The 13,278-nt window shown below is 52.3% G+C and carries 12 protein-coding genes; 9 read left to right on the forward strand and 3 right to left on the reverse strand.

Annotated features, from left to right (window positions below):
• Positions 1 to 94: 94 nt before the first annotated feature.
• The 3 genes from MUB23_RS11810 (at position 95) to MUB23_RS11820 (ending at position 4,057) form a co-directional block, all read left to right on the forward strand.
• Complete coding sequence (locus MUB23_RS11810; protein ID WP_244800743.1) at positions 95 to 844, forward strand: serine/threonine protein kinase; 750 nt, start codon at positions 95 to 97, stop codon at positions 842 to 844.
• Between the two features lie 100 nt (positions 845 to 944).
• Positions 945 to 3,323, forward strand: coding sequence for a ribonucleoside triphosphate reductase (locus tag MUB23_RS11815; RefSeq protein ID WP_244800745.1), 2,379 nt, complete (start codon positions 945 to 947; stop codon positions 3,321 to 3,323).
• A gap of 122 nt (positions 3,324 to 3,445) precedes the next feature.
• Positions 3,446 to 4,057, forward strand: a complete 612-nt coding sequence (locus MUB23_RS11820; RefSeq protein WP_244800747.1) for an HD domain-containing protein — start codon at positions 3,446 to 3,448, stop codon at positions 4,055 to 4,057.
• A gap of 273 nt (positions 4,058 to 4,330) precedes the next feature.
• Here the strand turns inward: MUB23_RS11820 and MUB23_RS11825 are convergent, their stop codons facing one another.
• Genes MUB23_RS11825 through MUB23_RS11835 form a run of 3 tightly spaced genes read right to left on the reverse strand, consistent with a single transcriptional unit; the run spans position 4,331 to position 6,359 of the window.
• Positions 4,331 to 5,095, reverse strand: a complete 765-nt coding sequence (locus MUB23_RS11825; protein WP_244800750.1) for a J domain-containing protein — start codon at positions 5,093 to 5,095, stop codon at positions 4,331 to 4,333.
• Positions 5,088 to 5,915, reverse strand: coding sequence for a DUF5685 family protein (locus tag MUB23_RS11830; RefSeq protein ID WP_244800752.1), 828 nt, complete (start codon positions 5,913 to 5,915; stop codon positions 5,088 to 5,090). Before MUB23_RS11830 ends, MUB23_RS11825 begins: the two co-directional genes overlap by 8 nt.
• Positions 5,916 to 5,966: 51 nt before the next feature.
• On the reverse strand, positions 5,967 to 6,359 hold the full coding sequence (locus tag MUB23_RS11835; RefSeq protein WP_244800754.1) for a zinc-ribbon domain-containing protein: 393 nt from the start codon (positions 6,357 to 6,359) through the stop codon (positions 5,967 to 5,969).
• A 312-nt stretch (positions 6,360 to 6,671) separates the two neighbouring features.
• Between MUB23_RS11835 and MUB23_RS11840 the strand changes: the two genes are divergently transcribed.
• From MUB23_RS11840 to pdxR, 6 genes are all read left to right on the forward strand, one after another.
• The gene (locus MUB23_RS11840) at positions 6,672 to 7,382 is read left to right on the forward strand and encodes a tRNA threonylcarbamoyladenosine dehydratase (RefSeq protein WP_244800756.1); all 711 of its coding nucleotides are present in this window, start codon (positions 6,672 to 6,674) and stop codon (positions 7,380 to 7,382) included.
• A gap of 38 nt (positions 7,383 to 7,420) precedes the next feature.
• Positions 7,421 to 8,284: a DegV family protein gene (locus MUB23_RS11845; RefSeq protein ID WP_244800758.1), complete on the forward strand. Its 864-nt coding sequence runs from the start codon at positions 7,421 to 7,423 to the stop codon at positions 8,282 to 8,284.
• Between the two features lie 34 nt (positions 8,285 to 8,318).
• Positions 8,319 to 9,446 carry a GNAT family N-acetyltransferase gene (locus tag MUB23_RS11850; protein WP_244800760.1) on the forward strand — a complete coding sequence of 376 codons (1,128 nt, stop codon included), beginning with the start codon at positions 8,319 to 8,321 and terminating at the stop codon, positions 9,444 to 9,446.
• 208 nt (positions 9,447 to 9,654) lie between these two features.
• The gene (locus MUB23_RS11855) at positions 9,655 to 9,810 is read left to right on the forward strand and encodes a hypothetical protein (RefSeq protein ID WP_244800762.1); all 156 of its coding nucleotides are present in this window, start codon (positions 9,655 to 9,657) and stop codon (positions 9,808 to 9,810) included.
• A 164-nt stretch (positions 9,811 to 9,974) separates the two neighbouring features.
• A complete protein-coding gene (locus MUB23_RS11860; RefSeq protein WP_244800764.1) occupies positions 9,975 to 11,645 on the forward strand; it encodes a glutamine--tRNA ligase/YqeY domain fusion protein in 1,671 nt (556 codons plus the stop codon).
• Positions 11,645 to 13,042, forward strand: coding sequence for a MocR-like pyridoxine biosynthesis transcription factor PdxR (gene pdxR / locus MUB23_RS11865; RefSeq protein ID WP_244801189.1), 1,398 nt, complete (start codon positions 11,645 to 11,647; stop codon positions 13,040 to 13,042). The genes MUB23_RS11860 and pdxR overlap by 1 nt, the downstream gene beginning before the upstream one ends.
• The last annotated feature ends 236 nt before the right edge of the window (positions 13,043 to 13,278 follow it).

Consider the following 13,278-nt stretch of genomic DNA (forward strand, 5'->3'; position numbering starts at 1 on the left):
CCTTTTGTTGCGGGATCATCTTTTTTATTTCTGGTAGAATAGAAGCAAAGTTGGGACGGCCCCTTTTTTGGGGGATCGGAGAGGAAGCGGGAAGATGAGCGGCAAGTGGGGGATCCTGGCGGATCGGTATGAGAGAATTTCCCATCTGGGAAAGGGAGGGAACGGAACGGTCTTTCTGGCAAAGGACCGGCATCTGGACTGCTTTGTTGCGGTCAAAGAAGCGGATAAGGCGCATCCCGAAGCCGTGGAAGCCCTGTTCCGGGAACGGCAGGTATTAAAAGGGCTTTGCCATCCGGGAATCCCCAAGGTATTGGATTTCCTTGAAGAGGAGGATACTTTCTTTCTGGTGACGGAGTGGGCAGAAGGAAAGAGCATGGAAGAGCTCGGCGGGGAGCAGGAGGAGGGGCGGCCGGATCTGATTCAAATTCAAACTTGGTTTTTGACGGTCTGCCGGATACTGGAGTACCTGGAGACCCGGAATCCTCCGCTGATCCACGGTGACTTAAAACCGGAACATCTGATTGCAGATGGAGAGGGCGGGGTGATGCTGATCGATTTTGGTTCGGCTTTTGCGCTGGGGACAGAGCCGTCCGGACAGGGGACCCAGGGATTTGCACCGCCGGAATTTTATCCGGAGGAAGAGGGAAAGCCGGAGATCTCCTCCGATCTTTACAGCCTCGGCGCTTCGCTGCGCCGGATCCTTGCAGGCAGGAAAATTCCAGGAATCTGGACCTATATAATTTGGAAATGTATGCGGAAAAAGCCGGGAAAACGCTGGAAAAATGCGGGATCGCTCCGGCGTTTTTGGGGTGCTGGAAGATATTTCCATACAAGAAAAGTATAAGAAAAACGCCAGAAAATTACCATATATTCCATCTTGGGGAATTGACACCTACTATATATTGTGCTATAGTGTAGGAACAGAATGGATGGAGGAAATAGTCATGTTTCAAGTAGTAAAAAGAGATGGAGAGGTAGCGGACTTTAATCTGAGAAAAATTTCTTCTGCGATCCGGAAAGCATTCGAAGCGACCGGAAAACAGTACAGTGATGAGATTATGGAGCTGCTTGCTCTGCGAGTGACCGCAGATTTTCAGGAAAAAATCCAGAATGGAAGAATTACCGTTGAGGAAATCCAAGACAGCGTGGAGCATGTGTTGGAGCAGACCGGCTACACCGACGTGGCGAAGGCTTATATTCTATACCGGAAGCAAAGAGAAAAAATCCGCAATATGAAGTCGACGATTCTGGACTATAAGGATGTCGTTAACAGCTACGTAAAAGTGGAAGACTGGCGGGTTAAGGAAAATTCCACGGTAACCTATTCGGTCGGAGGCTTGATTTTAAGCAACTCCGGCGCGATCACCGCCAACTACTGGCTTTCCGAAATCTATGATGAGGAAATTGCAAACGCCCACCGCAACGCGGATATCCACCTGCACGACCTGTCGATGCTGACCGGCTACTGCGCGGGATGGTCCTTGAAACAGCTGATTCAGGAAGGACTGGGAGGAATCACCGGAAAGATCACGTCTTCCCCGGCGAAGCATTTGTCCGTGCTCTGCAACCAGATGGTGAACTTCCTCGGCATCATGCAGAACGAATGGGCGGGCGCCCAGGCATTCTCTTCGTTTGACACCTACCTGGCTCCTTTTGTCAAGGTGGACAACCTCTCCTATGAAGAGGTGAAGAAATGTATTGAATCCTTTATTTACGGCGTGAATACACCGTCCCGCTGGGGGACCCAGGCGCCTTTCTCCAACATCACTCTGGACTGGACCGTGCCGAACGACCTGGCGGAGATGAACGTCATCGTAGGCGGCAGGGAGCTGGATTTTAAATACAAGGATTGCAAAAAGGAAATGGATATGGTCAACAAGGCCTTCCTGGAGATCATGATCGAGGGGGATGCCAACGGCCGCGGATTCCAGTATCCGATTCCGACGTATTCCATCACCAAAGATTTTGACTGGAGCGATACGGAGAACAACCGTCTGCTGTTTGAGATGACGGCGAAATACGGCACTCCTTATTTCTCGAACTATATCAACAGCGATATGGAGCCCAGCGACGTCCGCAGCATGTGCTGCCGCCTGCGCCTGGATCTCAGAGAGCTGCGCCGCAAATCCGGCGGTTTCTTCGGCTCTGGAGAGAGCACCGGTTCCATCGGCGTGGTCACCATCAACATGCCGCGGATCGCTTACCTTTCCAAGACACCGGAAGAATTCTACCAGCGCCTGGATAAGGTCATGGATATCTCGGCCCGGTCTTTGAAGATCAAGCGCCAGGTGATTACCCGTCTGCTGGATGAAGGGCTGTATCCTTATACCAGGGCTTACCTTGGAACTTTTGACAACCATTTCTCCACCATGGGACTGATCGGAATGAACGAAGTGGGCTTGAACGCCGCTTGGCTGGGAGAGTCGATGGCCAGCGAGAAGACCCAGGAATTCACGAAGGAAGTGCTGAATCACATGCGCGAGCGCCTGGTGATCTACCAGGAGAAGTACGGCGACCTTTACAATCTGGAGGCAACGCCGGCCGAGTCGACTTCCTACCGTCTGGCAAAGCATGACCGCGAGCGCTGGCCGGAGATCAAGACTGCCGGAGTGGAGGGCGATACCCCTTACTATACCAACAGTTCCCACCTTCCGGTGGAGTATACGGCGGACATTTTTGACGCACTGGATATTCAGGATGAACTCCAGACGCTCTATACCTCCGGAACCGTATTCCATGCGTTCCTCGGCGAGAAACTGCCGGATTGGAAGGCAGCGGCCAAGCTGGTCCGGGTGATTGCTGAAAATTATAAGCTTCCCTATTATACGCTGTCTCCGACTTACTCCGTCTGCAAGGAGCACGGTTACATCAGCGGAGAGCATTTTGTCTGCCCGAAATGCGGAAAGACCGCTGAGGTTTACAGCCGGATTACCGGCTACTACCGTCCGGTGCAGAACTGGAATGCCGGTAAGACACAGGAATATAAGAACCGTCGTACCTACATCATGGAGCAGTCTCACCTGCGCAGGAGCGGCGTGGCGGGCAATTATGTGACTATTGGAGCGAAACCGGTGCAGGCGGCCAGAGTGGAAAACCCCAAGGCCAGAAAATATCTGTTTACGACGAAGACCTGTCCGAATTGCCGGATCGCCAAGGAATTCCTGAAGGAAGAGGATTATATCCTGATCGATGCGGAGGAGGAGCAGGATCTGGTGGAGAAGTATGGCATTCGCCAGGCTCCCACGTTCGTGGTGGACGACGGACAGAGCCCGAAGATCTATGTCAATGCGTCCAATATCCGCAGATACGTGGAAAAAGAGTAGAGTAGTTCAAACATTTAAAACAATGGAGGCCGGCCCGGCGGGTGCGGCCTCCGCCTTTTTTACCGAACCATTTCCAGCGTTTGGTGAGAGAGCCGGGAAGGCCGGCACAGTTGGGAGGAGAAATGGAAGATCGCTTAAAAAAACAGATGGACTTTATCCTGGAGATTGACAAGCAAAAGGAGATTATTCGCCAGACGTACCTGGCGGACGGGAGCCGAAAAGAAGGGGATGCGGAACACGCCTGGCACCTGGCGGTGATGGCGCTGCTGTTTGGCGAATATGCCGAGGAGCCGGTGGACCCGCTGCACGTGATGTCCATGGTGCTGATCCATGATCTGGTGGAGATCGACGCCGGCGACACTTACGCCTACGATGCTGCCGGCAATGAGACCAAGAGGGCGCGGGAGGTGAAAGCGGCCGGCCGGATCTTTGGGCTTTTGCCGGAGGATCAAAGAGACAAGCTGAGAGGGCTATGGGATGAGTTTGAGGCCATGGAGACGCCGGAAGCGCGGTTTGCCAATTCCCTCGATAAGATCCAGCCGATCCTTTTGAACGTGGCTTCCGGCGGAAAGGCATGGAGCGATCATGGCGTCAGCGACGGACAGATCTACGGCAGGAACCGCCGCACGGCGGAGGGATCTAAAACGCTGTGGGAATACGCGAAAGGTCTGGTGGAGCGGTTTGTAGAAAAAGGGGTCATCCGCAGGGAGGACGAGAAGAGCGAATCACGCTAGGAGCCGGGAAAGCATGGGATAAAATAAAAGAGAATTTCGCAAAGCGAAATTCTGCGCCGCAAATGCGTCGCGTCAGCGACATCTTCCTTTGCATTTGCGTACCCTAAGGGGCAGACCCTGTGCATCCATAGCGGAGCGTTTTTTGTTTCAAGGGAATTCCAAAGGAATTTCATTGAAACAAAAAAGCTATGCAAAGCAGAGAGCGGATTCCCGGTTTCTGCTTTGCATAGCTTTATATAATAGGCAGTGAAAAAAGCAGCATTTCTACTTTTTTTAACAGCAGAAGAAGCGTCCGTATCCGCCGCAGCACAGGTTCATAGCGCAGATACTGCAGCAGATGGTGTTAAAATCCATCGTAGGCCGTCCGCCGTACCGCTGTCCCTGCTGCTGATACCAGCGTCCGCCGGATTGCAGCTGCTGAACCAGCATCTGGTATTCCTGATTGTCCGGTTCCATGGAGAGCGCCTGTTTGGCATAAGAGAGGGCGTTGACATTATTGCCCATGCCGCTGTGGCAGATGGCGCAGAAATAATACCAGCGGGCCGGACGGTCTTTCATGCCATCGAGAACGTTCAGCGCTTCCTCATAGTGGCGGGCATTGATATAATTGGCAGCTGCCTGGAGTTTCTGGCCGGTTTCGCCGGTGTAGGTCTCCTGGCGCTGGCCTTGCTGTTGGCCCTGTCCTCCAAAATTTCCCCAGAAACCGCCTCCGAACGGCCCCCAGAAGCCGCCGAACGGATTGTCGTCCTCATCCGCATAGCCACGGCCCTGGCCACCGTATCCGCTTTGCCCATAGCCGCCGCCGTACCCACCCGCGCCGGAGGAATCGGCGGAGCCACGGTAGCCCTGCTCGCGCTCGTGCATGATCTGCTCGTATGCCTGCTGGACTTCTTTGAATTTTTCTTCGGCTTCTGCTTTATTCGGGTTGTTGATATTTGCGTCCGGATGATACTTTCGGCTCAGACGGCGGTAGGCTTTTTTTATGTCGTCGTCGGAAGCTGTGGTAGGAACGCCTAGCACCTGGTACGGATCAGACATGTTTCTGGTTCTCCTTGATTTTCTCGTACTTGCTCCAGACACCGGAGTAAAGCACATTACGTAGTATAGCAGTATTTTTTAAAATAGGCAACTGTTCAAATGCCAAAGAACATTCTCCCATCATCATGGTCAGAATATCTTCGGCGTTCTTCGAAAAGCCTGGTTGGCGTGACATGGCCTCCCAGGGATTGTACAGTCCGTTCTTCCGGTCCTTGTCAATGTCCTCCAGCGCATCCATCAGATAGATGAATTTTCCCAGGAAAAATCCCATCCGCCGCAGCAAAGAGGACCAGGTGTCCTCCTGATAGACAAAGAGTTCCCCCAGCATCTCACCGGTCAGGCCCGCGACATAATCCAGATCTTCCGCGGCCTCCTGTTCGCAGCGGCCCAGACGGCGCAGATAGCGGCGCACTGCCTCGGTCTGACGGGGATAGCGTTCTTTGATCTCCCCCACGGCTGGCCGCAGGGAGACGGCGAGAATCCGGCTTTTGACGTTGCGGTCGTCTTTCCAATCGTCCATTAGATTATAATAGGAGAGAAGCAGGTTCATGTCCGCTGCATAGTCCAGATACTCATTTTCATAGGTGGGATGTTTCGCGGCCGGGTGGAGCAGGCACACGCGGTTGACGTGCTCTGTCTTTGGCTCATACAGGCCGGTCAAGAGCATAGCCAAAAACGTCATATCATAAGAAAGGGTCAGCTGCGCCCGTTTCCCCAGACGTTTTTTCAGAGCATGGCAGAGACCGCAGTAATAGGCGCGGTAGACGTCGAAATCTTTTACTAAAAGCTCCGGTTTGTTTACGGTGATATATCCGAACATGTCCGGCGTCTCCTTTCCTGGATTTTATTGAGATATCCTGCCGAATCCAAATCAAGTCTTCTTAATGAATTCGTGATGGCATTTCGGGCAGGTAATGCTGATCTTTCCCTTGCCGCGGGGAACGCGCACTTTTTGGTGGCAGGAAGGGCAGCGGTAAATACGAAAATTTTTATCCCTTGCCGCGGTGCGCGCGCCCCGGAAGAAACCGGTTACCTTTCCTCTTATCTCCAGGTATTTTAAATTTTCCTGATAGCGCTTCTGGTGGTTCCGTGACAGGACGCGGAAATAATTCCAAATCAGAAGAACAATCGTCAGCCAGTACCAGAGACTGTCGCGAAGAATCATATAAAGCACTAAAGTGACAATGCCGCATCCCATGATGAAGCGGGACAGTTGATCTGCGCCGTAGCGGCCCATCATGAACTGACGGAATCTCTCTTTCATAAAACAGGTACCTCCCAAATCCTTCGGCCCATTCCGGGCGCTTTTGTTTCTTCTTCTATTATAAAGGGTAAATATGATGAAAGTATAAAAAACTTCAGAAAAATTTAAGGGTTTTCTATAAAAAATCTTTTCTAGTATACGCTATACTGGAAAAGAATTCAACAGGTGATGGAGGGATAATTCTTAAATTTTGGGAAAATATGGGGAACCAGAGCAAAGCATGCGGCGTGAAAATTTGTTTGCCATTGTAAGAAAAACATGGTATGCTGTAAATATTAAAGAAACATAAAGGAATTGTGAAAGGAATCTAAAATGTCGAATGAATTTCTGCGGACGGAGCTCCTTTTCGGGCGGGAAGCCATGCAGAAACTGGAATCATCCCATGTAGCTGTTTTCGGGATCGGCGGAGTGGGGGGACATGCGGCGGAGGCACTGGCCCGCAGCGGAATCGGAGCGCTGGACCTGATTGACAATGATACCGTATCCCTCAGCAACCTCAACCGTCAGATCGTCGCCCTGAGAAGTACGGTGGGGCGGTATAAGGCCGATGTGATGAAAGAGCGGATCCAGGATATCAATCCGGAGGCAAAGGTCAGGGCTCTGCGGCTTTTCTATCTGCCAGAGACGGCGGATGAGCTGGATCTTGGCAAGTATGACTATATTGTGGATGCGGTGGATACGGTGACCGCAAAGCTGGAACTTGCCGTGAGGGCAAAAGCGGCCGGCGTGCCGCTGATCAGCTGTATGGGGGCGGGGAACAAGCTGGATCCGACCGCGTTTACGGTGACGGATATTTCGAAAACTTCCGTATGCCCGCTGGCACGGGTGATGCGGAGAGAACTAAAGAAAAGAGGGATCACCTCCCTGAAGGTGGTTTATTCGACGGAGCCTGCCAGGACTCCGCTTCCTTGTGAAGAGGGGGATGCGCGGCGGGCCGTGCCGGGAAGCGTTGCTTTTGTTCCTTCCGTGGCAGGGCTGATCGCTGCCGGTGAAGTAATCCGGGATTTGATATGCCTGGTGTAACGTATGTCGTATATTATGGAATGAGATAGGAGAATAAAGTGGCAAAGAGAGTATTAATAATTGGAGACAGTACCTGTGATTTGACCCCTGAAATGCGTGAGGCGCTTTCCGTTGGCTTTATGCCTCTTCCGGTCAATGTGGGAGATGAACCCCGAAAAGATATGGAAAATGTATTTCCCCAGGAAATTTTTGATTATTACAAAAACACCGGCAAGCTCTGCACAACGTCGGCGCCCAACACCAATGATTATCATGAATTCTGGAAGCCAATACTAGCGGAGAATCCGGATGCGGAGATCATCCATTTTCATATCAGTTCGGAGATGACCAGCACCTACCTGGCATCATACACGGCTTCCCAGGAATACGACAACGTGTATTCCATTGACACCAGAAGCGTGTCGATCGGTGTGGCGCTCTTGATTCTGGAAGCCTGCGGGATGCGGGATAGCGGAATGAGCGCGCCTGAGATTGTGGAAGCGATCAACGCCATGAAAGAACGGGTGCAGGTCAGCTTTGTGGTAGAATCCATCGAGTATCTCTGGAAGGGCGGCCGGTGCAGCAATCTGGCCGGTATGGGAGCCAGCCTGCTGAAGCTTCGTCCGGGCATCGATATGGTGGAGGGGAAGCTGATGGCAGGAAAGAAGTACCGGGGAAGCAACCTGTCCGTCTACCGGAAGCTGATCGAACAGGCGTTGGCGAACCGGACAGACGTGGATCCGAAGCGGATCTTTGTGGCGAACACCAGCTTTAATCCGGAGATCAACGCCCAGATCGAAGGTTTTATCCGGGAATGCCAGCCGCAGGTTCAGGAAGTAATCACGTTACAGCCTGGCTGCTCGATCTGCGTTCATTGCGGGCCGGGAACCATCGGCGTGGCATATTTGACGAAAGAATCATAATTCGCTGGAAAGGGATCTTTCAGGAGGAACAGTCATGGTGGAAGTACGGGAGGTGCGTACCCGGAAAGAGCGGAAAATTTTCGCGGGATTCAATGAAAGGATGTACCGGAACGTACCCCAGGCAATTCCCGATATGATTTCCGATGAGAGGGATAATTTTAATCCAAAGAAAAACCCGGCGTTTGCGTTCTGCGAGGTGAAATGCTGGCTGGCCTTTCGGGATGGAGAGCCGGTGGGGCGGATCGCCGGGATTGTAAACCGGGCGGCCAATGAAAAGTGGAAGACCAAGAGAATCCGATTTTCCCGCGTTGATTTCATCGACGACCGGGAAGTCTCGGAAGCCTTGTTTCAGGCGGTGGAGGAATGGGGGCGTTCCCTGGGGCTTCAGGAGATTCACGGTCCGATTGGGTTTTGTGATATGGATCAGGAAGGGATGCTGATCGAGGGCTTTGAGGAAGAGGGGATGCTGATCACCATCCACAACGCCCCCTATTACCGGGAACATTTGGAAGCGCTCCACTATCAAAAAGACGTGGATTGGCTGGAATTCCGGATCCAAGTCCCGGAGCAGGGGCCGGAAACATTGCGGCGCCTGAATGAGAGAGCGCTAAAGCGCTATCATCTGCGCCTTTTGGAGGTGAGATCCCGAAGGGAAATCAAGCCTTATATTGTCAAGGCGTTTGACCTGCTGAACCGCACTTACAATGGCCTTTACGGCACGGTGCCGCTGACCCCGGACTTGATCCGGAAATATTACCGCCAATTCATGCTGCTGATTAACCCGGCTTACGTAAAACTGCTGGTGGATGAGGAGGATTGCCCCGTTGGCCTTGGTTTTGCGGTGCCGTCTTTGAACCGGGCCGCGAAAAAGAGCAAAGGCAGGCTTTTCCCCTGGGGATGGTACCGGATCCTGCGGGCCCCCTTTCAAAATGCGGAGATCCTGGACCTGTATCTGATTGGGGTGGCACCGGAGTATCAAAACAAAGGGTTGACCGCGGTCCTGCTCTACGCCATGGCGGAAGAAGCCAGGAAGCGAGGGATTCGATTTGCAGAGACCGGCCCGGAGCTGGAGAGCAACCGCCAGGTGCAAGGGCTGTGGAAATTCTTTGAGACAAGGCAGCACCGGAGAAGACGGTGTTTTGTGAAATCCTTGGAAATCTGAGAAATTGTCAATTAGGGAAACGATCGATGGATCTTCCCATTTGAGGGGTGTCGCACACAGTTGTGAATAACCCCTTTTTTGTTTCATAGACTGCGCGCAGCAAAATAACTCCGTGCCTTGACGGAATTTCAACCAGCGTTTATAATGAATAGAAACATCTCCATTTTTAGGAAAAAGCAAGGAAAAGCAACAAAAAAGGACGGATCATATGGGAGAGAAAGAGAAAAAAGAACAGAAGGAGCAAATAAAACCGCAGGGGCAAAATAAAGAGACAGAAGGCGCTGTCAGTGAAACCTGGGCGGAAGAAACGATGCAGGAACTTTTGGATTTTTGGGAAGAACAGGGAGTCTATATTCGGGAATGATCCCAGAAGAAAGAGGATGCCGGCACTCGCGTGCCGGCGCGTTATGAAAAAAGTTTTGTTAGTCGTCATGTTCATTTGCTATGGTTAAATATTAAATAAGAATTATGAAATTTTTTCATTGATTATATGAACAAAATGTAAACTTTTCAGAGAAAGGGGAAACGATGGAAGAGAATACCGTTTCTAAAAACTTTATTGAACAGATGATTGATCAGGACCTGAAAGATGGCGTATACGATCACGTGCAGACCCGGTTCCCGCCGGAACCCAACGGATATCTGCATATTGGACATGCCAAATCGATCCTGTTGAATTATGGGCTTGCCAAAGAGTACGGCGGCAAGTTTAATATGCGTTTTGACGACACCAATCCAACTAAGGAAAAGCTGGAGTTTGTGGAGGCCATCAAAGAAGATATCAAATGGCTGGGGGCGAACTGGGAAGATCGTCTGTTCTTTGCCTCGGACTATTTCGAGGATATGTACGAGCTGGCTGTCAAACTGATCAAAAAGGGAAAAGCTTACGTGTGTGACCTGACTCCGGAGGAGATCCGGGAGTACCGCGGGACCCTGACGGAGCCGGGAAAAGAAAGCCCCTACCGGAACCGGCCGGTGGAGGAGAATCTGGAGCTTTTTGAGAACATGAAGAACGGCAAATACGCCGATGGGGAGAAGGTGCTGCGCGCAAAGATCGATATGGCCTCCCCCAATATCAATATGAGGGATCCGATTCTCTACCGCGTGGCCCGGATCAGCCACCATCGGACCGGGGATCAGTGGTGCATCTATCCAATGTATGATTTTGCCCATCCCATTGAGGACGCCCTGGAGCATATTACCCACTCGATTTGTACCTTGGAATTTGAAGATCACCGTCCGCTTTACGACTGGGTGGTGCAGGAGTGCGAATTTTCGGAGCCTCCGCGGCAGATCGAATTCGCCAAGCTTTACCTGAAAGATACGGTTACCGGAAAGCGCTACATCAAGCGCCTGGTGGAGGACGGCATCGTGGACGGCTGGGATGATCCGCGCCTGGTCAGCATCAGCGGGCTGCGCCGCCGCGGATATACGCCGGAGTCAATTCAGATGTTCGTGGATCTGTGCGGCGTCTCCAAAAGCCAGAGCGTGGTGGATATTGCGATGCTGGAATACTGCATCCGCGAAGATTTGAAACTGAAACAGCCTCGGATGATGGCGGTGATGGATCCGGTGAAGGTCGTGATCGACAATTATCCGGAAGGCCAGATCGAATATATGGATGTGCCGAACAATCTGGAAAACGAGGAGCTGGGCAGCCGGAAGGTTCCCTTTGCAAAAGAGCTCTATATTGAACGGGACGATTTCATGGAGGAGCCTCCGAGAAAATATTTCCGTTTGTTCCCCGGCAATGAAGTCCGCTTGATGAACGCTTATTTTGTGACCTGCCAGAGCTATGAGAAAGACGAGGACGGCAAGGTCACGGTGATCCACTGCACCTATGACCCGGAGACCCGCAGCGGCAGCGGTTTTACGGGGAGAAAAGTGAAAGGCACGATCCACTGGGTGGCGGCTCCCACCGCGAAATTGGTGACGGCCCGTCTTTATGAAAATATTGTAGACCAGGAGAAGGGGATGTTTGCCGAGGACGGGACGCTGAACCTGAATCCGAATTCCCTTGTGGTGCGGGACGAGTGCTATGTGGAACCGGCGTTGGCGGAAGCCGTGCCTGGGGATCGCTTCCAGTTTGTGCGGAACGGTTATTTCTGCGTGGACTCGAAAGATTCCAAGCCGGGGAACCCTGTTTTCAACCGGATTGTATCCCTAAAGAGCTCCTTTAAAATTGAGAAAAAAGTATGATGGAATTGTTGATTCCTCTATCCGATAAATCTGCTCCTTTTTATGAGCAGATTTATCGTTTTATCAAAGAAGAAATCCGGCAGGGGAGAATCGCAGCCCACACAAAGCTGCCCTCGACCAGGCGGTTGTCGGATCGTCTTGGAGTCAGCCGCAGTACGGTTCAGCTTGCCTATGACCAGCTGGTGGCCGAAGGCTATCTGGAACCGGAAGCCTGCCGCGGTTATTTTGCGGCGGAGATTGACGTTCTGCTTTCGCTGGGGGAAGAGCGAACAAACCTTCCGGAGGCGGAGGATCCTGCACAAAAGGGCGGGCAGGAAATGGAAATTGATTTTTCTCCAAGGGGAATTGACTTAGACAACTTTCCGTTCAACACCTGGCGGAAGCTGTCCCGCGAGACTCTCACCATGGCGAATAAAAATCTCTTTACCAGCGGCGACCCTAGGGGAGAGCCTGCGCTGCGCCAGGCGATCTGCCGTTACCTGCAGTCGGCGCGGGGCGTATTTTGCCGGCCGGATCAACTGATCGTCGGGGCAGGGAGCGAATACCTGCTGATGCTGCTGAATCAGATTCTGGGGAACCATGTGATTGCCATGGAAGATCCCACCTATAAACAGGCTTACCGGGTATTCCGGCGGCTCGGCCATCCGGTGGTTCCGGTGCCCATGGATAAAAGCGGCATGGAAATTAAAGCCCTGCGCGAGTCGGACGCGGAGATTGCTTATATCATGCCCTCCCACCAGTACCCGACCGGCATTGTGATGCCGGTCCGGCGGCGGCAGGAGCTTTTGGCCTGGGCCGGGGAGGCGGACGGGCGGTACATTATTGAAGATGATTACGACAGTGAATTTCGGTACCGGGGAAAACCGATCCCGGCTCTGGGCGGTTCGGACCGGGAAGAACGAGTGATTTATCTGGGCACGTTTTCCAAGTCCGTGGCTCCGGCGATCCGGGTCAGCTTCCTGGTCCTGCCGGAACATCTGGTTCTGCGGTATCAGGAAAACTGCGGGTTTTACGCCTCAACCGTATCCCGTGTGGATCAGGAAATTCTGCGCCGCTTTTTGGACGAGGGGCATTTTGAACGCCACCTGAACCGGATGCGCGGGCTGTACCGCAATAAACATGACAAACTGCTTTCCGAGCTGGAGCGGCTGCAGGATCGGTTTTGGGTCCAGGGAGACATGGCCGGTCTTCACGTCTTATTGGAGTCAAAGGCCGGAAAGACCGAGCATGAGCTGCTAAAAAAGGCGGAACAGGCGGGAATTAAGGTCTACGGCCTGTCCTCCTACTTCCTGGCCCAGGATGAGAGGCAGAGCCATACGGTGATCTTAGGCTACGCCAATCTGACGCCGGAACAGATTGAGGAGGGCATTCAAAGGCTGAATCAGGCTTGGAGATAAAAGATAAAAAAAGAATGTCAGAATTGATAGACGGCAGGGAAGCATGTTCCTTTTCGGAAGTGATTCCCTGTTTCTTTTATTTCCCAAACCTTTCGCCCCGTGTTTTGGGCGGTTGTGTACGAGGCATGGAAAATCACCGGCGGGGCCTTCCGGAGCGCTGTTATCTGGGGGAAATCTGCGGGAAAAAAGTATTTTCTTTGCGCTTCCTTTATTCTGAATGGATTTACGTGGAAACG

The organism is Cuneatibacter sp. NSJ-177, assembly GCF_022867805.1.
Classification (GTDB): domain Bacteria; phylum Bacillota; class Clostridia; order Lachnospirales; family Lachnospiraceae; genus Pseudolachnospira.